This window comes from Xanthomonas sp. XNM01 (assembly GCF_014851915.1).
In the GTDB taxonomy this organism is placed as follows: Bacteria; Pseudomonadota; Gammaproteobacteria; order Xanthomonadales; family Xanthomonadaceae; genus Pseudoxanthomonas.
Map to the genome: position 1 here is coordinate 1,078,939 of NZ_JACVAP010000001.1, position 19,892 is coordinate 1,098,830.

The window sequence follows — 19,892 nt, forward strand, 5'->3', positions numbered from 1 at the left end:
CCTTACAGGATGCCGGTGGCTTCGGTGAGCAGCCAGATGCCGATCACGAGCAGCACGGCACCGATCGCGACGGTGAGGCCGAACTGGCCCCAGGTCTTGCGGCCGGTGTGGATTTCCGCGTAGGTGCCGTAGGCGTGGTAGCAGACGCCGATGAACATCGACGCCACGACCAGGAGGGCCACGAGCATGATGATGTCGTAGCCGTAGTTCCTGATCGTTTCCATGATGCCGTTGCCGGTGCCGCGGGTTGGGTTCTCCAGCTGCGGCAAGCCTTGCGCGAACGACAGCGCGGGCAGCGCGGCGGCGCCCAGTGCCACAGCGGCGCGCTGGGCAAGACGGGAATGGAGGATGCGGTTTTGCATGGTCGTGCCTTTCAGGTCAGGAGAGGAGGAAGAAGCTCAGGACGAGGTACATCGCGACGAAGCGGATGCAGACGCCGAGGAACTGGCGCTGGTTGAGGCGGCTCTCGGACCACCCCACGTAGGCCGTTCGGATGGCCCAGACGCCCCACACGAGCAGGACCGCGAACACGACGCCGACCAGGACGGTCGCCATCGCCGAAGGCGCGATGCCGCTGTTGGCTTGAAATGCCGAGACCTGGGCGCCGTTCATTGCTTGCCCTCCGAAGTCGTCGTCGGCGATGGCGAAGCGGACCGCTCGGTGCGGTAGTCGCCGGCCAGTTCGGAGGGGTCGCGCGGCTGGGCACGCGACGGTGCGAGATGGGCCTGGATGCCGGCGCGCACGCGCGCCAGGTCAGCCAGCAGCCGCGGGTAATCGAAGTGGTAGCGCTCGCCCGGCTGGATGGGGGCATGCGCGGCGCTGTCGCCGACGGTGCGCTCCAGGGCATCGAGCTGGCGCACCGCGGCGACCAGCTCCTGGCGCTGTGCAGGGGACTCGGCCAACGCCATCGGGGACTGACCCAGCAGAAGGGCCGTCACGAGAAAAATGGGCACGCCGCGATGCGCGGCGCGCTGCCAGATCGGAGCCAACATCGCGCCATTCCTGTGTGATCAGCAATGGCTTGATCGTGGGCAGCGAGGGGCTTCTAGGCCGCAAACAATAGGAACTCGCGCGTGCCCGGATTGATGGCCTAGAGGTACTTCTTGAAGCTGCCTGCGGTCAGGCTCACGGCCAGTCCCAGCAAGGCGGCGCTGGGCAGCAGGATCAGCAGTGGATGCACAGAGATCGGCAAGGCCAGGTACGTGACCCATGGAAGTACGGCCAGCGGCATCAGGCTGGCTTTCGCGCGGTGGTAGATGAAGCCGGATTCCCGGCCAGCACCGAACCGGCGCACGTCGCGCCGCACCAGGCCATCGATCAGGCCGACGAACGCCGCGGTGAAGATCAGCGGCAACGTGAGCACCAGAACCAGCAGGCGCACCAGGAACGTGAGCGTGGTGAAGGCCGCGGCGATCAGGTAGCTTTCGGTCCAGACATAGACCTGGCTGATGTAGTAGCGGAAGTTGCGCGTCTGTCCATGGCTGGGCGTGCGTGCGCGTTCGGCGGTCTGGCTCATGCGCTCCAGCAGCCCGGAACGCACGAACACCCATTCGTAGCCGGTATCCACCAGCTCGTGCGCCGTGCGCCCCGGCTCCTGCACGACCACGCTGCGCGTGAAGTGGCTGGACAGGTGCCCCAGTTCGTACTGCAACATCTGCTGCGAGTGCCGCCAGCCCTGGTCCTTCCAGAACAGGTGCATGCCGACGCACTCCACGACGATCGAGAACAGCAGCGAGCCGATCAGTACCCCGAGCAGCCGGAACGGCAAGGTGATGGTGCCGACGATCAGACCCTGGCGCTGGTTCTGCTCCCGCTGCGCCGTCGAGGCGGCGTCCTTCATGGCGAGGCCTCGTTGCCGGAACCATCGCCGGTGGTGGTGGCCACTGCGGAAGGTTCGGCCGCAGCGGCGTCATCCAGCAGGTCGTCGGGCAGGCCGGTGTCCTGCAAGGCCGGGGAGCTGGTGAACTCCCACCACTGCGTGGCTTCGCTGTAGCTCTGGCGCATGTACCCAGCCAGTTGCTGCAAGTCCGCCGGCATCACTTCGTCCGGGTCCGGCGCCGGCAACGGCATGCGCACTTTCCAAAGCTGGCCTCCCTGCAGCAGCGCGAAGCACTGGCCCTTGGGCAGGCCGACGACATGCGACGGCTCGATCATCGGCACGCTGGACATGCTGATGCGGTCCTGGGTGTTCGACGTGAAATCGGTCGCCCCGCGAATGTCCGAGCTGTCGGTCGCACCGCTCACGATGGTGGTGGTATAGACCTCGACCTTCGGCAGTTGCCGGGTCAGCAGTTCAGCGGTCGCGGTCTCGCGCACACGCAGCATGAACAGGTTGTTGAAGTTGCCGATGACCTGACCGGCCTTGGCGCGGTTGCCGATGCGGGCTTCGATGTCCGAGAGGGTCTGCGTGTAGGCGGTGACTTGCAGGCCGGCACCGCCGCCCTTGTTGATGAGCGGGATGAACTCGTCGCCCATCAACTCGTTGAATTCGTCGGCGTGGACATTGATCGGCACGCGCGCACCGGCCGATGCGCCCGGCAGGCCATCGTCGATCCCGTGCTTGTAGATGTGCCCGGCGACCGACACGAGATCGCTGAACATCGAGTTGCCGACCGCTGCGGCGACCTCGGCGTCGGATAGCGCATCCAGGCCCACATAGACGATGGCCCTCTTACGGATGATCTGCATCCAGTCGAAGATTGGGCGCGGGTCGGCCAGGTCGGAGTAGTTCGGGGCCAGGAGCTGCGCGATCTTGCCGCTGGTGAGCTTCTCCAGCAGCGGCAGCAGCGATGCGACGATCTTGTCGAAATAGGTCTTGTCGTAGCGGACGGCCGAGCGCAGGCCGTCCAGCACCGGGTCGTAGTTGCGTGCCTGCGAGAGGTACTGCTCCAGCGCCACCACACGCTTCTCGCGCCCGATCATGTTGCGCGGGATGTTCTTCTCGTTGAGCTTGGCCTCGATCTGGACGATCACCTCCCAGGCCTTGGGCTCTGTCTTGGCGAAGTAGTGCTGGGCGTACTCGATGAACAGCGCGTCGATGTTGATGACGTGCCGCTGGATCAGCATGTAGTCCGGGCGCTGCCCCAACTCCACCAACGCGCGCGCGATGATGTTGACGAAGCGCCAGGCGAACTCGCGGAACGCCGCGCTGTTGCCTTCGCCGGAGAGCTGCCCCGCGACGCGGGTGGCCACCTCGCTGATGCGGCCGAAGCGGCCCACGGCGTTGTAGCGCGCGGAAATGTCTGGCCAGCCCAAATGGAAAACATAGAACTCGCCTTCGCGGCCCGCGCGCTTGGCCTCGACGTACATCCGCTTCAGGAGATCGGCATCGCCCTTCGGGTCGATGACGATCACGACCTCGTGCTCGCCCGCGGCGTTCACGCGCCGAATGTCCTGGGTCACGAACAGTTCGGCCAGCCGCGTCTTGCCGACGCGCGTGGTGCCCAGCACCAGGGAGTGGCCGACGCGCTCGCCGAGCGGCAGGCTGACGTCCACCTCCTCGGGTTCGATGCCGTGCAGGCGCGGCAGGCCACCCACAGGCGGCAGCGGCCGCACCGGGTTGAAAGGCACGTCCCAGCCGGTGAGCGCGGGCAGCCGGGACAGTGGGAACGGCGCGAACTCCAGCCGTTCTTCCAGCCTTCGCGCCAGCCGGTACGCGGGTGTCGGCTCGACGTAGCGGCGGAATTCAGGCCGGTACGTCTGCATCAGCCTATGGGTGTGCTTCTGCTCCCACAGGAACCCGCGCCCCACGAACAACCGCTGCTGGCTGACCGGCACGTCCTTGCTGGTCATCACGTACCGAGGCAGGCGGCGGATGTTGCGCCGGTAGCGCAGGATCACACGGGCATCGCGGTAGCGGATGGCGCCGTAGGCGCCGAACGCCAGCGCGCTGCCGACGCCCATGGACGGGCTCAGCGCGAGCGACCATGGGGCCACCAGGCACAGGAACGCGGCGCCTGCACACGCTGCGACGGTGTATAGCTCCACCGCTGGGCGCAGCAGAACCTCGACCGGCTGTTTCCCCGACATGGCTTCATTGCTCGATGCCGGTGGCCGTGATCAGCGCCGGGTAGTGCCGCAGGCCCAGACGCTCGACCAGGTCGTCGCCGGACACGGGCGCGAGCGGCACACCGGGCACCAGGGCGCGCAGCCTCACCAGGCCCTGCACGGTCTCGACGTTGACCACCAGGCCGACCGCGCCGCGCTCGCGCAGCGCGGCCGCCTGGCGGCGCAGCCAGGCCCGGGACGCCTCGTCGTCGCCCACGACCACGAAGGGCCGCAAGCCCGGGGCCTCGATGACCCGCCGCGCGACGGTGCCGGGCGTGAGCTTGGCGCTGCGCACCGGCAGCATCGCGGCCTCGTCCGCCGGCGTGGCGGGAACCTGGGGCGTCGGGATCGGCGGCCGGGCCGGCGCGTTGGCGCGCGGCTGGAGGTTCAGGGCTTCGTAGTACGGCAGCGCCGACGCGCCGCCGCGGTCTTCGACCACGATCAGCGGCTCGCCGGCAAGCGAGACCAGCGGCAGACCCGCCAGCAGTACGAGCAGGCCCCGCAAGGCCAGATGGGATGTCGTCATGGGGATGTCTCCTGACGCGCGGCGAGGACCGCGGCGGTTGGGCGCGCGCCCTGCACGCGGGCAAGGTGGCGGGATACGCTGCGCCGGTAGCGGGCGGCAGGCTCGCCCCCGGCAGGACGGTGGTAGCGGCCAATCGCCAGCAACCAGTCCTCGCCGGGGGTGTGCTGCTCGCGCAGGATCTCGGCGGCGATGGCAAGGTTCCGGTACGGGTCGAGCAAGTCGCAGGCGCTGGCGTAGCGCTGCTGGTGGTAGCCGAGGTTGATCTGGCCCAGGCCCGCGTCAATGCGCGTGTGGGGCGTGGAGCGCATCGCCCGCTGCAAGCCCGCGCAGGCATCGGCACTGGTCGCATAGCGGCGCGACTGGCCGGCGACATTGAGCGACCACGGCCACGGGACGATGCGCCCGTTGCGGCGGATGCCGCTCTCCTGCAAGGCCACGGCGTAGAGCACCGTCGAGGGGATGCCCGCGCGCTGCGCGGCGAGCTGGTAGGCCGGTGGCGGAACCTCCTGGGCCTGGGCGGCGCAGGCGCACAAGCCAACGGCGAGCACCAGCGCGCGCAGGAACTGCGAAACAGAGGTGGCGACTACGGCTGGCGCTGCCATTGGCCGTTCACCTCGCGCACGACGGCCGGAAGGTCGCCGGGCAGGCCCAGCGACAGCCAGCGGCCGCGGTCGTGGTTGAGCGTGATGCTGCCGCTGCGCACGCGCGCCGGATCGACGTTCGAGCGCTTGGCCCAGTCGCGGATGCGCGCGTCGTCCTGGCGGCTGCCGACCATGTACAGGTCGAACTCGGCCCCCGATGTTTGCAGGCGCTGCACGAGCTGCCCGCAGGCCGCGCAGCCGTCCTTGACGAACACCGCCGTGCGGCCGGAGCCGCGCGTGGCTCCGGCGAGAGGCTTGTCGTCGGGCAAGTTCACCCGCTGCATGCCGGGGTTCAGGCGCTGCCAGGCCTCGTCGTAGGCCCTCTGGTAGGCGAGCAGCTTCTCCACGCGGCGCGCTTCGACCTGCACCTGCAGCTCGGCGTAGCGGCGCCGTTCCTCGTCGGTGCGGGCTTCGATGCCCAGGGCCGACAACGGGTCCAGGTTGGGCGAGTAAATTCCCAGCGGCCCGTCCATCAGTTCGCGGTAGCGCACCCACTCCTGCGGTTGCAGGCCCCAGTCGCTCGCCACCCGGTCGTCCAGAACGCGAGCGGCCAGCGGGAGCTCCTGGCTCTGCGCATTGCGGGCGGGAGCCGCAGGCGGCTGCTGCGCCCAGACGGGCCACTGGGTGGACGCCAGCAGGAGCGCGGAAAGGATGATCGATGGCTTCATGCAATCTGCTCCGGTCAGGGAATCGCTACGCGGCGGGTCTGGTCGCCGGCCTGGAACACCGCGGTGTTGCCCTCGACGGCCTGCAAGCGCCACGGGCCGACCGCATCGCCGGGTAGCAGCACCTGAAGCTGGTCGGGCGTGAAGTCGCCATTGCTCGGCGCGACGGACACGCTGCGCTCGCCGGCACGCAATTCGGCACCGACGATGCGGAACGGGAGCGGCGGCGGTTCGGGCTTGGCGGTGGGCTTGTTCATGGTGCGCGGCTGGTCGGGTGCAGCGGCGCGCGCAGCGGTCTGCCGCGCCTTGACTTGCTCGACTTCGGCGCGCAGTGCCTGAAGATCGTCGGCAGCGGCATAGGCGCTCAGCGATTTCTCGACCTGGGCCGCGCGTGCTTCCAGGATTTGGCGGGTGTCCTTGAGGTCCGCCGCCGTGGCGATGGCCGGACGCTGCTGGATGGCCTCGATGTTCTCGGCCAGGCCTGTCGCCTGCGCTTCGAGGCGTTGCAGGCGGGAATCGAGGCGCTCCTGGTCGGTCTGGTCGTTCATCGCCTGGTAGCCGAGGGCGACGAGGACACTCAGGCCGATCAGCCAGAGCCACATCAGGCTCTGCACCACCACGGCGGCCGTTGAACGATGGGCGGGCTGCGGGGCGTTCATGGCTGGCCTCCCGATGCCGCGGGCGCCAGCGGGAACGTCTGCACCGCCTCGGCGGCGGGCGGCGCGGGTACGTTGTCGGCGGTCATGCTGTAGCCGGGCCGCTCGAAGCAGACTTGCCGCGCGCGGTCATCCGCGTGCAGTTCCCAGGCCGGACCAGCCAGGGTGAGCAGCGCATCGCGCAGGGTCATGGGGCCGAGGTGCAGGTGCGCCGCCGGCAGCGGCAGTGCGTACAGCTCGATCACCGCGTGCGCCGTCTGGCATAAGCCGTAACCGCTGCGCTTGAGCACATGCCGTAGCCCGTCGCCGACCGTGGCGCGGGCATCCTCGGGCATCGACACGTCGATGGTCTGCAACAGCAGGTCGCGCTGCGCTGCCGTCGGTGCCAGTTCCACGAGGGTGTAGCGGCCGTAGCGCACGACGGGGATGTACTCGGGCGCCTCGGGTACGGGCGCGGCCGAGACTTCCTCGATGGTGTCGGGCGCGACCGGCGCGCTCGTCGTCGCGCAACCGCCAGCCAGCACCGACCAAAGCAGGCCGAGAAAACCCGCCAGCAGGCGGCGTTCGGGATGGTGAAACCAGGGTGGAGAGGGGCACATGGCGCGTCGTCCTGAAACATCGAGCCCTCACCATCGCCGCTCGGGCCACGAGCGGCAGCAAACAATGCGAACCAGGCAGCGCCCGATTTCCCGGCAGCCTCGCTCCAAAGAAAAAGGCCCCCGAAGGGGCCAGTGAAAACGCATCGGGCTTCGCTCGATCAATCCCGAGCCAGCTTCAGGCCGGGATCGACCTGTGCCAGTTGGGTGTGCGACCAGCAGCGGACGAACTGCCCGTTCTCGCCGAGCGGCCGGTTCGCCACCGCCGCCGAATACTCTTCGGTGTCGCTGGTGTCGTAGCAGATGACCTTGATCTCGCCGGGGCTGCCGGAGCCTCCGATGCAGGCGACCGCGACTTGCATCTCGATCTCGCTGCCGTCGGCAGGTTCGGTCGAGGGGATGACGGCTCGGCCCGTGGGGGCGTCGTCGTCCATGCCCATGCGCTCGCGCATCTCGTCGGCGAATGCCTCGGGGGCCATCAGGCCATAGCGCGCCAGGCGCACGGGAATGTCCTCGGCGCTGAGGTTGCCGTCCTCGATGCGCTGTTGCATGAAGGCGGCGATCTCGGTTTCCAGCGTTTCGCGATCGGCCGCCGAAGGCACCTCGGACACATCGATCGACCAGGTGTCCACTTCGGCGGCGGTTTCGCCAGTCAGAAGACCCTCGCCGATGGCGAGTTCGCACATGCGTTCCAGCCGTGCCAGCAATTCCGGCGCGGCCTCGCTGTTGAGCAGATAGGTCACGTCCAGCGTCAAGCGCGCATTGACGGTTTCGGGCGTGGCTTGGGTAGTAGCGTTCATGAAAATCTCCTTGGGATGAAAAAAGCGCAGCCACGTCCACGGAGACCGTGGGCGTGGCTACAAGGTGGGAACAACGGAAAGCCGGCGGCGCGAGGCCGGCGTTGGCGTGGGGATCAGGCGGCGACCAGTTGCCGGGCCAGTGCGACCTCGACGGAATCACCGTCCTGGTTGAGCACATCCAGCCCGGATTCGGGTACATCGCCGGACGTGCTTTGGGACACGAGGATCTTCTTGGCCATCAGCGCGAGGCACGCCATCTGCGAAGAGGCGGCGTATCCCAGGTAGATCACCTTCACGGCGAGCTTCTGGCCGATGCGCCACGAGCGGCGCGCGGCCTGCTGCAGCGTGTACACGTTCCACCCCGATTGCAGGAAAACAATCGTCGGAAATTCGAGCAGGTCCAACCCCGTCTTGACGAGTTCGGGGTTCGTGATGAGCACGTCGATGCCCCGGTCGATCTGCTCGGCAATCCAGTCCTCGCGCTGGCTGGCATCCACGCTCGCGCGCAGTACCGCCACCCGAAAACCTTCCTGCTCCAGCAGCATCTTCAGCCGGCTCGTGGTGTCCCGCGTGCCGGTATAGACCGAATACACCAGGGTCTTGCGACCCGCTTCCTTCTCCTGGCGGCAGATGTCGATCAGCTCGCGCTCCTTGGGCATCACCTCCAGGTCGTTGAACTGGGCCGGGGTGAATGCCAGTACCTCGCGCGTGCGCGGATGGCGGACCGTCTCTGCCCTGAAGCAGCAGTCGGGCCACGCCAGCAGCGTGTTGAGGACCACGCCCAGCAAGGTGGTGTCCCGCTTGCGCAGGGCCTCCTTGAGCTGTTGCGTGAGGCTGGAAGCCAGCTTCTGATACGCCTCGCCTTGCTCGGCGCTCATCGCCACGTCCCGGAACTCCTCCTCATACGGCGGCAGAACACCGCCGATGTCTCGCAGCTTCAGGAAGATGGTGTACGGCAGGATGCACCGCAGCACGCCCTTGGGGCCGAAGCCGGGGGCCTTGACCGTTCTGACCGTGACCTTGCTGCCCTTGGCCGTCTTGTGCGCCGGACCGTCGGACTCGGAGTAGATGTCCTTGAGGACGCCGTGATCCCTCATAAAGGCCATGGCGGCTGCGTTCATGCTGCCGTTGCGGCCTGGGATGTAGCCGTCCTCGATCATGCGGCCCGGAAGCGCGCGGAACAGCAAGTGGAAAAGATCGTCGGCGTAGCCGCCCATCAGCGTGCCGGTGAGCGAGACCGTCTTGCGGACCTTGGACGCGATGACGCCCATGGCCTGGCCTTGCGCCGAACCGCCCGTCTTGTACTCGTGGGCTTCGTCTGCGATGAGCAAGTCGAACGTGCTGCGCGGCAGATACCGCTTCACATATTCGCTGGGTTGGTAGCCGCCTTCACCGAAGCCGAATTCCATGTTCGCCATGGACCGTTCCATTCGGTGCGCCTGACGGTCAGAGAAGACCAGCTTCCCGCTCGCGTCCATCAGGTTGATGAAGTTGTGCAGGTTGTCGCCGAGCATCGAGGCCAGGAAGCTGTCCCCGAAGGTCTTCATCAGCTTCTGCGCGGTGGCTTCGCCGATGGTGGGAATACGCTTCAGGGCACGAAGCACGGCCGAGGACTGGTCGCTGCCGGACAGTGACCGCGGACGCATCAGCGTCCACAGCGCGCCGCCGCAGCCATTGCACTTGCGGCGGAACTCTTCCGCCTCCAGCTCCTGAGCGGTGATCGGCTCGCCGTCGAGGTTGGTGACGACCTCCCCGCAGTGCGGGCAGGCCCCCACGTCGCCGTGACGGGTGTGCTTGCGCGCGAAGGCGGGTTTCCAGTGGAACCCCATCCTCATACGGACACGACCGAGGACGAAAAACTCCTGCGCCGGCGAAGGCACACCAAGCTGCTCGCGCAACTTGATGAGCTTGAGCAGAGTATCCGGGCCATTGAGCACCCAGACCGTTGCGCCCGCGACGGTTTCGAGGATTTCCCGGCGCCACTTGTAAACGAGGTGCGGCGGGCTCAGGACGAGCGTGCGGCGATAGCCCTCGGCATGCAGGACCGCGGCCAGCGCAATGCCGATCGTGGTCTTTCCGGTGCCCATCTCGCCGTTGACGAAGACGGCCCGCTCGCCTTGGTTGACGAGCAGTTCCGAGGCCGCATGCACGACCTCGGCCTGGGCGGGGAACAACTGGCGCTTCAGCCCGGCCAGCACCAGTTGCCGGTGCGGGCGCGGCGTGCCGCTATAGACGGGCGGGTTCGCCCGGTTGAGGGATTCCAGCAGCTCGTCTCCGAACTCGGAAACGAAGTCCTGAAGGCTCATGGATAGCTCGGACGGTTCCTGTTCGAGCAGGTCGTCCATCGGGGACGAGGTATCAGCGGCCGGCGCCGCGTCGATGACTTGTGCGTTCATGGTGATGCTCCGAAAAGAAGAACGGGGCATGCACCACTCCCCAAAGGGCGGTGACATGCCCCAGGGGTAGGAAGGAAAGACCGGCCGGATTCGGGATCTGGCCGGTGATGACGACGATCAGTACTCGCTGGGCAGCAGCACCGTGGTGACGCTGCGATCCCATTCGGTGATGACCCAGACCTTCAGGCTCGGGCCGACCTCGTAGGACGAAAACAGGCGGTCCTCTCCCGACTTCAGCGCGGCGTCGTTCTGGCGCCGGTCGCTGTCGTCGAGGTCGCCCCAGTCGGCGGACAGATGTCGCAACAGGTACGGTCGGGGATTGAGCTGGCCTTGTTGAACCAGGCTGGCGACGCCCGAGGTCATGACGACCTGGCCGGGGTTGAACCTGGGAAAAGCGTGCTGTGCAGGCATGGACATGGAGATGGCTCCTTCAGAAAAAGAGGCACCTCGCCCCATCGGGGCGAAGTACCCCGGTGGGTTGAAGAAAAGACGCCGGACTAGCGTTCGGTCGTCAGCAGGATGTGCGTAGCACTGCTGTCGGCTTCGGTGACCACGCAGATGCGCAGTTCCCGATGGACCAAGTACATGGATTCGAGCCGCTCGCCAGCTATCAGGGCAGTGTTGTTGGCTTGCCATTCGTAGTCGGCGACTTCGCCCCAGTCGCCACGGGTATGGCGCTGGAAGTACGGCATGGGATCGAGGCGGCCTTCGCGCATCAGGCGATCGACGCCTTCGCTGAAGACCAGTGCCCCGATAGGAAACAGCAGAGTGCGGCGGTAGCCGTTGGGATGGACGGTAGCCATGGAGATGCTCCTGCTCTATTGGCGGGAGCGATCTCCCGATCGGGAATCGTTCCCGACAGGGTGAATGGATAGGTGATTTGCAACCGTCAGATCAAGACTTTTCTTCCGGCAGTTGCACGACCGTGGTGCGCTGGTCGTCACTGGTGATGACGAGCAGGAACAGCCTCGGGGTGATCTTGAAACGCGAAGTCATGGGTGCCCCTTGTTCCAGCGCGACGTCGTTCATCTGGCACTCGGCCTCACTGGCCTCGCCCCAGTCGCCGCGCACATGGCGCTGCACGTAGGGCAAAGGGTCGATGAGGCTTTTGCTTGCCAGCCAATGCACCTTCTCGCTCAGCTTGAGCGTGCCCAGTGCGAAGAGCGGTGGAACCTGGGGCTTGCGCCCCTGGAAGATGGACAGCATGGGGATACTCCTTGCAGGTGATGAAGAGCAGGCGGCAGGCCGCCTTCGAGGTCAGTGGATGGTGAGAACCTGTCCCAGCGTGGAAGAGCTGGGTGTGAGGTCCCAGGCACGAATCACCGGCACGAACTTGTCCGTCAGGATTCGGGTCTCGGCCAAAGAGCCGTCGTCGCGCTCGCGGTATTCCACGACGGAAGACTTCTGCTTGAACGTGTCGCCCTTGACGGCCAGGGTGCGGCCGGTGGGTGACTGCACGACACCGGAGATCGCGCCGGCCGCGAGGGCCAGTGCCAGGTGCCACTGGGACAAGGCGCGTGCCGGAGCACGCAAGGTCTGCTGGGTCGCGCCCAGATGGGTCTCGAACGCGGGCCACAGGCCTTTGAGGCGCCGCACTTCGTCGGCGAACTGATCCGGCTCCATGCTGATCCGGTAGAAATGCTCCGGCTCGGCCTGGGCCGTGGGGACCACATACGGCAGCAGCGTCCATTCGGGCGGCAGTTCGTCTGGCTCCAACTCGGCCAAGCCGATTTGCAGCAGCCGGGCGCGCGACGCTTTCACGTCATCGCCCGTCTGGTCGCGCTGCCGGACACGACGCCCGAACACCACGACTTGCTTGAACTGCTTGTCCACCGCTTGGAACACGGTCAGGTCCGCGAAATGGCGTGTCAGCCAGCCGACCATCTCCTGATCCAGCACGTAGGACGGCAGGATGAAGACCAGGATGCCGCCGTACTGCAACAGGGGCAGCGTGCGCTGGTAGAACAGCTTTTCCAGACGGGCGCGGCCCTTGCCTTCATAGCCCAGGTTGCCGCTGGTGTCCCTTGCGAGATCGCCATAGGGCGGGTTGAGCCACAGGAGGCCGAAGGCCTGCCGCGAGATCATGGTGTCCATCAGGTCACCGTGGATGCAGTGATCGACCAGCAGCCGGGCGTGGGTGGCCCGCTCCTGATCGAACTCGACGGCATAGGCGCTGGTCAGCTCAGGCCCGAGGGCATGGGCGGCTTCGGCGATGGCAACGCCTTCGCCAGCGCAGGGATCACAAATGCACATGGGCCCATCGCTGGGCGCGAGCGCGCTGAGGGTTCTTTCGAGGGTGGCTTCGTCGGTCGGGTAGTACCCGTTCTTGGCGAAATTCCGAGCGAGCCTGGGGAACATGAGTGCCATGGGAAGTCTCCTGTCTGGCGGGGATGAAGGACGGAAGCACGCCAAGGCATGCCTCCGCGGTGGGTCAAACCGATTCCACTTCCGGCGTCCAAATCCTGGCCGGATAGGGATAGGCGGTGAGCACGCCCTGGCGGATGAGGTCGCCCAGCGCGTCGGTGAGCGCGGGCACGTCGATGGCGAGCCGGAACCCTTGCAGCGGCCCGAGGGCCATGCGCAGGGAGCACAGCATTTCGCGCTCGCGCAGCAGCGCCAGGACTGGCGATCGCCAGTGGTCCAGCAGCGGCAGCGGGCACGTGTCCTTGACCAGGTGCCACAGGCGTGACGTGGGATCGGCCGCGGAGCGCGGCAGCAGCGCCAAGGCGCTGGCCGAACTCTTGTCGGGCCGGATGCAGCGCCGGTCGAACAGCCAGAGATTGACCATCGAGCCGAACAGCGTGCGGCGATAGCTGCGGGTCAGGCGCTTTTCAAGGCGCTCGACCGAGCCGACGAACACAGGCAGCGAACCGCCCTGGTCGGTGACGACGTGGAACTGATCCAGGCCGTCCTCGCTGCGGCCCAGGGTGAGCCGCCCGATGAACTGCTGGATGGCGGTGTCGCGCGCCCAGACCGAGAGAAAGATCAAGTCGCCCTGGTCCCCGCAAACGCAGGCATCGGCCATGAGATCGCTGCATTCGTCGATGCGGTACAGGGGCTGGTCGGGTGAAATGGCAGGCATGGTGGTTTCCTCGATGTGAGGGGCGCACCGCCCGCAGGGGCAGTGAATGCCCCGTTAGGGATGAAAACGCGCAGCGCCAGGGCGAATGCCTCGGCTGCGTCGCAGGTGACGTCAGGCTTCCAGTTCGGTGAACGAACCATCGGCCTCATGCTTGACGACGCGATTGCCGACGTTCCCCGCGTAGTCCTTCTGGACCTCGGTGAACATGCTGCTCGGCACGTCGATGTGGAAATGGCCCAGGACCGCACGGTAGTAGTCCAGGCCGTGGCCGAACGGGTCTTCCTCGTGCAGGTTGCTGTACAGGAAATCCTCGTCCTCGACCTTCATGGCGCTGTCGATCAGCTCGGCAGGCTTGCGGATCGTCATGAAGAAATAGCGCAGCGGCCGATCCCAGCCGAGCATGACGGTGATGGGAAATCCCTTGTGATGGGTCTCGAAGTAGTGCTGGCTCATGGTGGTGTCCTTGGATGAGCTGGAACAGCACCGCCCGCATGGGCAAGTGCTGCCCTGGCGGGTGGGAGGAAGAGATTCAGGCCTCGGCGGATGCCGGGTTCAGATGCCGATGTGCGTGGTAGGTGCGAACGCCTGCACGCCAGGCTGCAGACTGCTCCGGTGCGAGATCCAGATAGGACAGCGGGCACGAGTAGTGGTACGGGTGCATGGATTCGTCCAGCGGCTTGTAGCCCCACTGGCCGCCGCTGCATTCGAGCAGATCGCATCGGATGTAGCGCAGGGACTGACCCGGCGAGAGATCACGATGCACGCCTTCGACCTTGGCGGTCATTTCGACCACGGACCACAGCACGTTGCCGCGCAGGGTGTGGGCGATGACCTTCGCGCTGACGCGCTCGGTCTCCTGGGGTGCGACCAGTTCCGCGATCAGTTCAGATCGCGCTTGGGAAGAGAAGTACCAGCCCATGAGAGGCCTCCTGGAAAGTGGAGCCGGAGGCCTCCCCGTGGGGAAGACCCCCGGCGGGTGATGGAATGCCGCGTGTGCGGCGATGGAACTCAGTGCGGACTAGGAACCGCAACCGGCTGGGCAACAGCCGAGGGTGATTCCGTGCGAGCAGCAGCCCTCTTCGGCGAGCCACTCCTGCGTTTCCTGCCTTTCGGCAGGTGTTGCGTAGTCCCATTCCTGGGCGGCGATTTCCAGGGCATGAGCGCGCTGGCTTTCGGGCAACCGACTGACTTGCGCGTCGATCTCGGAACTGAAAAGCGTGACCCAGTGCTCCCAGGACAGGCCGCAACCACGCTGGGCGTGGTCGGCGGCCGTCTTGCAGACAGCCTGCCATGCGGATTCGTCCAGCGTGGAACGGGGGGTATCGCAAGCGATGGTGGACATGACGAAGACCTCCAAAAAAAGCCGAGGCCTCTCCCGCGTGGGGAAAGGACCCCGGCGGGTGGATGAAGAGCACCGCGGATGCGGCGTCTGCGATCACGCAGGTTGCAGTTGGCTCCACTCCTGCGTCTTGAAGTCCAGCGCGTAGCCCATTTCGCCCAGGCGGGCGATCTGCGCACGCAAGGCGCGACGGTCGATGGTCGATGGTCGAATCCAGTTTTACGGACTCGCCCAGCGGCCACAGGATGCCGAACAGCGCGGCGTCGTCGTCTTCGGCGCTGCCGGTGGCAGCCGCCGCCGCGGACGTCGGCGCATCCACTCCGAAAGGCGTGGTATCGACCAGCGGGTCCGCGGATGCCTGCACGGGGGCGGGCTTGGCGGGCCTGGATGCCTTGGAAGGCTTGGCCGGCGTTGCCGCTGGCTGCGCCCCCAGTTCTTCATCGAGCGGATCGACTTCCTGCGTGGCGAAGCTGCGGGCCTCGTCACGGCTCAGTTTGTCGGTTTCGTTGAGCGTCATCCCGTCCAGGCTGGCACGGACTTCAAACCGCGCGCCACCTGCGACCGGATAGGACTTGGCGAAGATGTAGCGGATGACGAATTCCCCCTCGTACTTGCCTTCGGGGTATTGCTCCAGTTCCGCGTCCTTGACGGCGAACTCGCCGATGGGAGTGGTCAGGCGACCGACCGTGAACGGGCCGTTCTTGCCGCGGATGGTCCGCAACGTGAGCTGGCCCGGGACGACGATGGGCAGGACTGATCTCTCGGGTGCCGATGTGGCTGCCATGATGGTTCTCCTTGGGAAATAGGAAAAAGGCAAGGCCCCGTGAGGGGCCATGCCGGATCAGAACGAAGCAGCCAATGCCGGCTCCTGCTCCTCGACTTCACCTGCGGGCTCGCGCTCGGCGGGCTCGACGGGCTGGTCGGCAGCGGTGTCGGCGGCAACCTCGGCTTCGGGCGCGGGTGCGTCCTCGGCTTGCGGCGCCTCGGCTTGCGCCTGGCTCGTCGGATAGACCTGGGTGCCGTCGATCTTGATCAGACCGATGTGGACGAGCGTCGCTTCGAGGCTTGCTCCCGGTTCCCCGGCGCGCTCGCCCTTGGTGCGGATGTACGGATCGATCTTCATGTCGTTCAGACGGAAGGCGATCAGCACCTTGCGGTCCCCTTCGATGGCCTGCACGCACCGGCGAACCAGGTGCTCGGCTTCAGGGGTGGCGACGATGGTGTCGAAGTACCGATATTCCGGTTCACCGACAGGTCCGGCCAGCGCCGCGACGCAGCACGACAGGAACGGATCGCCATCCTTGGGGGAGACGTCCTTCGGACGGCTGAGGTAGCCGATGCCGCGGGTGATCAGCTCGTGCTGCTTGATCGAGGCCAGTTCGGCCCGGTCAAGCGGCTCGGCCTTGAGCAGCCGTGCCTTGAGCGTCGCGCCGGCCTCGCCCTTGTGCTCACCCTTGTCGCGGATGTACGCATCGCCCCAGAGGTCTCCGAGGCGGAAGCGCACCAGCGGGCGCTGCTTGGGATCGTCAACGCCGATGTAGCGCTCGACCAGCTTCTTGGCATCCGCACCGGACACCTTGACGTCGAAGTAGCGGTAGCCGGGGTCCTTGGCAGAACCGACCAGCGCGGCGATGGTGCATGCCAGGAAGGGCTGCGCACGGCGGCCGCCCCGGACGGGAACCTCGCGGACGCGCTGGATGTAGCCGATGCCCGAGGTGTGGAGGTCGAAATACGATTTCTCGTTGGACGTGGTGTTCATGGTGAATCTCCATAGGGATGAAGCGGAGACACACCGGCCCACGCATGCGGGGAAAGGTGCGTAACCCCGCGATGGGTTGATAAGGCGAAAGCATCCGCCACCAGAGACTGGTGGCCGCTCGCGGATGGATGCGGTGCGAGCTGGCTCGGTCACGCAGTGGGAACTGCGCGGCAACCTCGAAGACCGATGGTTGCCTGGCATGTCGCTGACAACGTCAGCAGGCATGGGGTCAGCATGGCCGGGCCTCGCGCGCGCGGCAGCAATCAATCGGCATCCGGGTGTTTCCCTTTGTCCGCGCCGCCTGGCGCCTGCCACAGGCACTTGCGGCCGCGCAGGTGGTCGGGGGTGCCGGCTCGGGGACGGCTGGGGCGGTTCCAGGCGCCGCCGCCGCGCATACCGAGCAGCCGCCAACCGGCGGCGCGCAGGCTGGCACCGCCTTCCTCGGGCAAGGTGTAGGTGATCAGGCGTGTGTAGCCCAAGGCCTTGGCCGCCTTCCACGCTGCACCGTATAGCTTGCTGCAGGCGTTCGGTGCGCCATCGGTGCAGACGCGGGTGACTTCGAGCGTCCAGCCGTCATCCAGGTGGCGGGCGACCGGGCGGCCGACGATGGCCACACCGCAGATGGCATCGTTGCCGGACAGCGCAACGGCCAAGGCGAACTTCGCGCCCTGAACTGGCCGGTGGTGGCGGTGGTGCTCCTGCACGAAGGCATTGGCACGGCGCAAGGACACCGGAAGTAGTCGCAGCGATGGGGAGGGCGATTGCCCGTCCATGGCCGTCAATCGCCGCAGAAGCAGGCGATCGATTCCTCGGCGGCGTCGAACAGATCGCCCTGGTCGGCGGCGAAGCGTGCCAGCTCGGCGTAGCTGGGGCCATCGGCGCGGAACCGGGCACCGCTGGGTTTGCTCGCCAGGTTCAGCGATTCCATGCGAATCCACCACACGGCGGCCTCGGGCCGGGCCTTGATGAGGGCCAGGCGCTGCCCGCGCGGTTTGAGGAAACACAGGTCGCAGTTGCCTTCGAGCGTGCGCCCGTTCACCGTCAGCAGGTCGAGGTCGAACGCTTGCGCCTGCCAGAAGGCGCCCACGTCGCGCACGGTGACGCCGGCATCCGCCAGCGGCATGCACATCGTCTCGTGGGTCGATTCGGTGGAATGGCCGCGTGCGCGAATCTTGGCGACGCGGCGCTGCTCGTCGGCGCGGATGCCAATCATCTGGTCCCAGTCGGTCCACCCCAGATGCCGCAGGTAGCGGTGCATCGGGCGGATCTTGAGGCTGGTCGTGCAGCCGCGCGCGACGGGATTGGGCAGGTACTGGCGCTTGCGGATCAGCGCCTCGAACGGCTCGCCCTGGCGGCTGGCCTGATCGAAGTCCACCAGCGTGAAGCCTGGCTCCGTGGGCAGGTATTCCAGCCAGCGTATCGGCACCTGCCAGTGCGCGGCGCAGTTGCGCACAAAGCGCAGGGTCGCTTCTACCTCCTTGCCGGTGTTGGCGAAGCAGACCACGGTGTCGGCAGGCAGGCCGCCATTGGCCTGCAACACGCGCCAGAGCATGTAGGCGCTGGTGCGTCCGCCCGAGAAGCTGATGCAGGTCGGTTGGGTGATCTTGAACGGGTCGTGCATGCGGTCGTCTCCGTGGGTAGGTCGGCGGGCGGGCCGACGCGGCGGGCCATGGCGGCCGGAGACGAGCACGCACGCGGCGAAGGCCGCAGTGCGGAAAAAAGGAAGCCCCCAGGAAGGGGGCCGTGAGGGGATGGTGGTAGTCGTCGCGCTACACCGATGGCACCACCTCCAGCGACAGGTGCGTCGTGGTGGCAGACAGCATCAGGTCGTCCGTGCCGTGCAGGATGCGTGCGAAGACGCCTTCCTTCGGGTCGAAGAACTCGCCGAAGTCGTCGCCACCCAGCTCGGCGCGCGCCAGCTCCCACCAGTCGTCAAACGGGTCGGTATCCGGGTTGCAGCCGACGGCATAGGCCAGCAGCTTCGCGCGGCCATCGGGACGGCGTTCTCCCTTCTCGGCGAGGAAGTACACGCCCTGGTCCTTGGCGAGGACGACGCGGCATTGGTTGGCAACGGCCTCGGCCAGCACGGGGCGCAGGTCGGAGCCTTTGAATCGAAGTGACATGGTTCATCTCCTGAAAAAAAGGCCCTCCACCCGAACGGATGAAAGGCCTATGGGGCAAGTCGCCGGTAGGCTGCGGAGTCAGCCGTTTGCCTCGCACGTCATGCCGCAACCGCCTGGCGGCGCCGCGGAGCCTTGGCGTCGATCACGCTCACGTCGATCAGGCGCCAGCGCCCGTCGTCGATGAGCCGATCCAGCACTTCACCGAGCATGTCGAAATACACCTCGTCGTGCCGATCGATCAGCTCGCCGTCGCGGCGCAGCTCGACCACGTAGGTGTCGCCGCCGCGGTCGTAGAGGATCGTCACCTGGCCCTCGAACTTCGCGGTCGAAACCGAGAAGCTGATCGCTGGGGGTGTCTCGATGATCTTGGACGGCTTCGGATCGACCCAGGTGAAGTCGCGGGCACCCGCATCGACCAGCATGTGGGTGATGCGCCGGAACCCGTCGGGAGCCGGCATTTCCTCCAACTGCTGGATGAGCTGCCCCAGTTCCATGCACTGCGGCTCGGGGATGGGCAGCTTGGCAGGCGCGGAGCCGAGGACGTGCCTGGTGATGGTGTAGGGAACACCGTCCGCGGTCTTCTCGGTGATCACTTCCGGGGTGTCCGCACGCAGGCCGTCGAAGCGGCGGCGGGCATACGGTTGGACATGCACCTTGGCACCTTCGCTGGGAACGGTGGTCACCAGGTTGGGATCGAGCACCGCGAACTCGCTGGGCTTGAGCTTGACGACGATGGCGTCGTCGTTGGCCGCGACCACCTTGCCGTCGAAAGGCTTGGGATCGATAGCGAAACCCAGCGCCGAGGACTGAGGCTGATCATCGAACACGCGGTACTTGAACGACCGCACGTTGCGGGGCACATGGCCTGCGACGAGCGAAGGCATCAAGGATTTGATGAGGGAACGGTCCATGGGAATCTCCTTGGGAAGAACAAGGGACTCCCCATCCACAAGGGAGAGGTCCCTTGTGGGTGGATGGACGCGGGGCGTCCGTAGGAAGAAACGACCAGCACGGTTTCCCGTGCTTGCAGCCTCGAAGGTCTCGGCTGCCTGGGCATGTGTCGGCGACGCCGACGAACATGGCGGCAAGGATGGCCCTGAATCTGCTGGTCCGCTCGCGGGAAACGGCATTGCCTCGCGCCCGCATTCCTGCGCTAAGGAAAGAAAATTGGGCGCCGTGCCCGACGCTAAGTGCGCCGGAGGCAAAAGGTGTCAGGACCTAGCGCGATGGCTGGCCTTGGGACTGGGCGCGAGCACTGCGAG

25 protein-coding genes and 1 pseudogene are annotated in these 19,892 nt (G+C 66.5%); all 26 read right to left on the reverse strand.

Annotated elements, in window-relative coordinates; translation table 11 throughout:
* Positions 1-2: 2 nt before the first annotated feature.
* Positions 3-362 (reverse strand): TIGR03745 family integrating conjugative element membrane protein, encoded by a 360-nt coding sequence (locus tag IB242_RS04885; RefSeq protein WP_023095489.1) that lies wholly within the window; start codon positions 360-362, stop codon positions 3-5.
* A gap of 16 nt (positions 363-378) precedes the next feature.
* Positions 379-612: a TIGR03758 family integrating conjugative element protein gene (locus tag IB242_RS04890; RefSeq protein ID WP_003050225.1), complete on the reverse strand. Its 234-nt coding sequence runs from the start codon at positions 610-612 to the stop codon at positions 379-381.
* Positions 609-992 carry an RAQPRD family integrative conjugative element protein gene (locus tag IB242_RS04895; protein WP_192276370.1) on the reverse strand — a complete coding sequence of 128 codons (384 nt, stop codon included), beginning with the start codon at positions 990-992 and terminating at the stop codon, positions 609-611. Before IB242_RS04895 ends, IB242_RS04890 begins: the two co-directional genes overlap by 4 nt.
* A 98-nt stretch (positions 993-1,090) precedes the next feature.
* On the reverse strand, positions 1,091-1,840 hold the full coding sequence (locus tag IB242_RS04900; RefSeq protein WP_192276372.1) for a TIGR03747 family integrating conjugative element membrane protein: 750 nt from the start codon (positions 1,838-1,840) through the stop codon (positions 1,091-1,093).
* On the reverse strand, positions 1,837-4,029 hold the full coding sequence (gene traD, locus IB242_RS04905; protein WP_192276374.1) for a type IV conjugative transfer system coupling protein TraD: 2,193 nt from the start codon (positions 4,027-4,029) through the stop codon (positions 1,837-1,839). Before traD ends, IB242_RS04900 begins: the two co-directional genes overlap by 4 nt.
* A gap of 4 nt (positions 4,030-4,033) precedes the next feature.
* Entirely contained in the window at positions 4,034-4,573 is a 540-nt protein-coding gene (locus IB242_RS04910; protein ID WP_192276376.1) for an integrating conjugative element protein, read from the reverse strand.
* A complete protein-coding gene (locus tag IB242_RS04915) occupies positions 4,570-5,175 on the reverse strand; it encodes a transglycosylase SLT domain-containing protein (protein WP_192276378.1) in 606 nt (201 codons plus the stop codon). The genes IB242_RS04910 and IB242_RS04915 overlap by 4 nt, the downstream gene beginning before the upstream one ends.
* Positions 5,157-5,882 carry a TIGR03759 family integrating conjugative element protein gene (locus tag IB242_RS04920; protein ID WP_192276380.1) on the reverse strand — a complete coding sequence of 242 codons (726 nt, stop codon included), beginning with the start codon at positions 5,880-5,882 and terminating at the stop codon, positions 5,157-5,159. The genes IB242_RS04915 and IB242_RS04920 overlap by 19 nt, the downstream gene beginning before the upstream one ends.
* Positions 5,883-5,896: 14 nt before the next feature.
* Entirely contained in the window at positions 5,897-6,538 is a 642-nt protein-coding gene (locus IB242_RS04925) for a hypothetical protein (RefSeq protein WP_192276382.1), read from the reverse strand.
* Complete coding sequence (locus IB242_RS04930) at positions 6,535-7,134, reverse strand: PilL N-terminal domain-containing protein (protein ID WP_192276384.1); 600 nt, start codon at positions 7,132-7,134, stop codon at positions 6,535-6,537. Before IB242_RS04930 ends, IB242_RS04925 begins: the two co-directional genes overlap by 4 nt.
* A 158-nt stretch (positions 7,135-7,292) precedes the next feature.
* The gene (locus IB242_RS04935; RefSeq protein ID WP_192276386.1) at positions 7,293-7,931 is read right to left on the reverse strand and encodes a hypothetical protein; all 639 of its coding nucleotides are present in this window, start codon (positions 7,929-7,931) and stop codon (positions 7,293-7,295) included.
* A 113-nt stretch (positions 7,932-8,044) separates the two neighbouring features.
* Entirely contained in the window at positions 8,045-10,327 is a 2,283-nt protein-coding gene (locus tag IB242_RS04940) for a helicase-related protein (protein WP_192276388.1), read from the reverse strand.
* A gap of 117 nt (positions 10,328-10,444) precedes the next feature.
* A complete protein-coding gene (locus IB242_RS04945; protein ID WP_192277743.1) occupies positions 10,445-10,750 on the reverse strand; it encodes a hypothetical protein in 306 nt (101 codons plus the stop codon).
* Between the two features lie 74 nt (positions 10,751-10,824).
* Positions 10,825-11,130 carry a hypothetical protein gene (locus IB242_RS04950; protein ID WP_192276390.1) on the reverse strand — a complete coding sequence of 102 codons (306 nt, stop codon included), beginning with the start codon at positions 11,128-11,130 and terminating at the stop codon, positions 10,825-10,827.
* A 91-nt stretch (positions 11,131-11,221) separates the two neighbouring features.
* Positions 11,222-11,533 carry a methyltransferase gene (locus tag IB242_RS04955; RefSeq protein WP_192276392.1) on the reverse strand — a complete coding sequence of 104 codons (312 nt, stop codon included), beginning with the start codon at positions 11,531-11,533 and terminating at the stop codon, positions 11,222-11,224.
* Positions 11,534-11,584: 51 nt separating this feature from the next.
* Positions 11,585-12,694: a DUF6094 domain-containing protein gene (locus IB242_RS04960; protein ID WP_192276394.1), complete on the reverse strand. Its 1,110-nt coding sequence runs from the start codon at positions 12,692-12,694 to the stop codon at positions 11,585-11,587.
* A 64-nt stretch (positions 12,695-12,758) separates the two neighbouring features.
* Complete coding sequence (locus IB242_RS04965; protein ID WP_192276396.1) at positions 12,759-13,409, reverse strand: hypothetical protein; 651 nt, start codon at positions 13,407-13,409, stop codon at positions 12,759-12,761.
* A 111-nt stretch (positions 13,410-13,520) separates the two neighbouring features.
* Positions 13,521-13,862 (reverse strand): hypothetical protein, encoded by a 342-nt coding sequence (locus tag IB242_RS04970; protein ID WP_192276398.1) that lies wholly within the window; start codon positions 13,860-13,862, stop codon positions 13,521-13,523.
* A gap of 76 nt (positions 13,863-13,938) precedes the next feature.
* A complete protein-coding gene (locus tag IB242_RS04975) occupies positions 13,939-14,328 on the reverse strand; it encodes a hypothetical protein (RefSeq protein WP_192276400.1) in 390 nt (129 codons plus the stop codon).
* A 99-nt stretch (positions 14,329-14,427) separates the two neighbouring features.
* Positions 14,428-14,751 carry a hypothetical protein gene (locus IB242_RS04980; protein ID WP_192276402.1) on the reverse strand — a complete coding sequence of 108 codons (324 nt, stop codon included), beginning with the start codon at positions 14,749-14,751 and terminating at the stop codon, positions 14,428-14,430.
* Positions 14,752-14,844: 93 nt separating this feature from the next.
* Positions 14,845-15,532 (reverse strand): annotated as a pseudogene (locus IB242_RS04985) (DUF3275 family protein).
* A gap of 57 nt (positions 15,533-15,589) precedes the next feature.
* A complete protein-coding gene (locus tag IB242_RS04990) occupies positions 15,590-16,507 on the reverse strand; it encodes a DUF3577 domain-containing protein (protein ID WP_192276404.1) in 918 nt (305 codons plus the stop codon).
* A 263-nt stretch (positions 16,508-16,770) separates the two neighbouring features.
* Entirely contained in the window at positions 16,771-17,280 is a 510-nt protein-coding gene (locus IB242_RS04995; protein ID WP_192276406.1) for an XF1762 family protein, read from the reverse strand.
* A 5-nt stretch (positions 17,281-17,285) separates the two neighbouring features.
* The gene (locus tag IB242_RS05000; RefSeq protein ID WP_343237087.1) at positions 17,286-18,197 is read right to left on the reverse strand and encodes a phosphoadenosine phosphosulfate reductase family protein; all 912 of its coding nucleotides are present in this window, start codon (positions 18,195-18,197) and stop codon (positions 17,286-17,288) included.
* A 79-nt stretch (positions 18,198-18,276) separates the two neighbouring features.
* On the reverse strand, positions 18,277-18,630 hold the full coding sequence (locus tag IB242_RS05005) for a DUF3085 domain-containing protein (protein ID WP_192276408.1): 354 nt from the start codon (positions 18,628-18,630) through the stop codon (positions 18,277-18,279).
* Between the two features lie 98 nt (positions 18,631-18,728).
* Positions 18,729-19,541 carry a GTPase gene (locus IB242_RS05010; protein ID WP_192276410.1) on the reverse strand — a complete coding sequence of 271 codons (813 nt, stop codon included), beginning with the start codon at positions 19,539-19,541 and terminating at the stop codon, positions 18,729-18,731.
* Between the last annotated feature and the right edge of the window lie 351 nt (positions 19,542-19,892).

Coding starts and splice junctions, on each gene's coding strand:
- IB242_RS04935 (WP_192276386.1), bottom strand. CDS start 7,931: ATGAACGCTACTACCCAAGCCACGCCCGAAACCGTCAATGCGCGCTTG.
- IB242_RS04955 (WP_192276392.1), bottom strand. CDS start 11,533: ATGCTGTCCATCTTCCAGGGGCGCAAGCCCCAGGTTCCACCGCTCTTC.
- IB242_RS04995 (WP_192276406.1), bottom strand. CDS start 17,280: ATGGACGGGCAATCGCCCTCCCCATCGCTGCGACTACTTCCGGTGTCC.
- IB242_RS04925 (WP_192276382.1), bottom strand. CDS start 6,538: ATGAACGCCCCGCAGCCCGCCCATCGTTCAACGGCCGCCGTGGTGGTG.
- IB242_RS04960 (WP_192276394.1), bottom strand. CDS start 12,694: ATGGCACTCATGTTCCCCAGGCTCGCTCGGAATTTCGCCAAGAACGGG.
- IB242_RS05005 (WP_192276408.1), bottom strand. CDS start 18,630: ATGTCACTTCGATTCAAAGGCTCCGACCTGCGCCCCGTGCTGGCCGAG.
- IB242_RS04940 (WP_192276388.1), bottom strand. CDS start 10,327: ATGAACGCACAAGTCATCGACGCGGCGCCGGCCGCTGATACCTCGTCC.
- IB242_RS05010 (WP_192276410.1), bottom strand. CDS start 19,541: ATGGACCGTTCCCTCATCAAATCCTTGATGCCTTCGCTCGTCGCAGGC.
- IB242_RS04900 (WP_192276372.1), bottom strand. CDS start 1,840: ATGAAGGACGCCGCCTCGACGGCGCAGCGGGAGCAGAACCAGCGCCAG.
- IB242_RS04950 (WP_192276390.1), bottom strand. CDS start 11,130: ATGGCTACCGTCCATCCCAACGGCTACCGCCGCACTCTGCTGTTTCCT.
- IB242_RS04970 (WP_192276398.1), bottom strand. CDS start 13,862: ATGAGCCAGCACTACTTCGAGACCCATCACAAGGGATTTCCCATCACC.
- traD (WP_192276374.1), bottom strand. CDS start 4,029: ATGTCGGGGAAACAGCCGGTCGAGGTTCTGCTGCGCCCAGCGGTGGAG.
- IB242_RS04915 (WP_192276378.1), bottom strand. CDS start 5,175: ATGGCAGCGCCAGCCGTAGTCGCCACCTCTGTTTCGCAGTTCCTGCGC.
- IB242_RS04885 (WP_023095489.1), bottom strand. CDS start 362: ATGCAAAACCGCATCCTCCATTCCCGTCTTGCCCAGCGCGCCGCTGTG.
- IB242_RS04920 (WP_192276380.1), bottom strand. CDS start 5,882: ATGAAGCCATCGATCATCCTTTCCGCGCTCCTGCTGGCGTCCACCCAG.
- IB242_RS04980 (WP_192276402.1), bottom strand. CDS start 14,751: ATGTCCACCATCGCTTGCGATACCCCCCGTTCCACGCTGGACGAATCC.
- IB242_RS04965 (WP_192276396.1), bottom strand. CDS start 13,409: ATGCCTGCCATTTCACCCGACCAGCCCCTGTACCGCATCGACGAATGC.
- IB242_RS04890 (WP_003050225.1), bottom strand. CDS start 612: ATGAACGGCGCCCAGGTCTCGGCATTTCAAGCCAACAGCGGCATCGCG.
- IB242_RS04910 (WP_192276376.1), bottom strand. CDS start 4,573: ATGACGACATCCCATCTGGCCTTGCGGGGCCTGCTCGTACTGCTGGCG.
- IB242_RS04990 (WP_192276404.1), bottom strand. CDS start 16,507: ATGAACACCACGTCCAACGAGAAATCGTATTTCGACCTCCACACCTCG.
- IB242_RS04975 (WP_192276400.1), bottom strand. CDS start 14,328: ATGGGCTGGTACTTCTCTTCCCAAGCGCGATCTGAACTGATCGCGGAA.
- IB242_RS04895 (WP_192276370.1), bottom strand. CDS start 992: ATGTTGGCTCCGATCTGGCAGCGCGCCGCGCATCGCGGCGTGCCCATT.
- IB242_RS04930 (WP_192276384.1), bottom strand. CDS start 7,134: ATGTGCCCCTCTCCACCCTGGTTTCACCATCCCGAACGCCGCCTGCTG.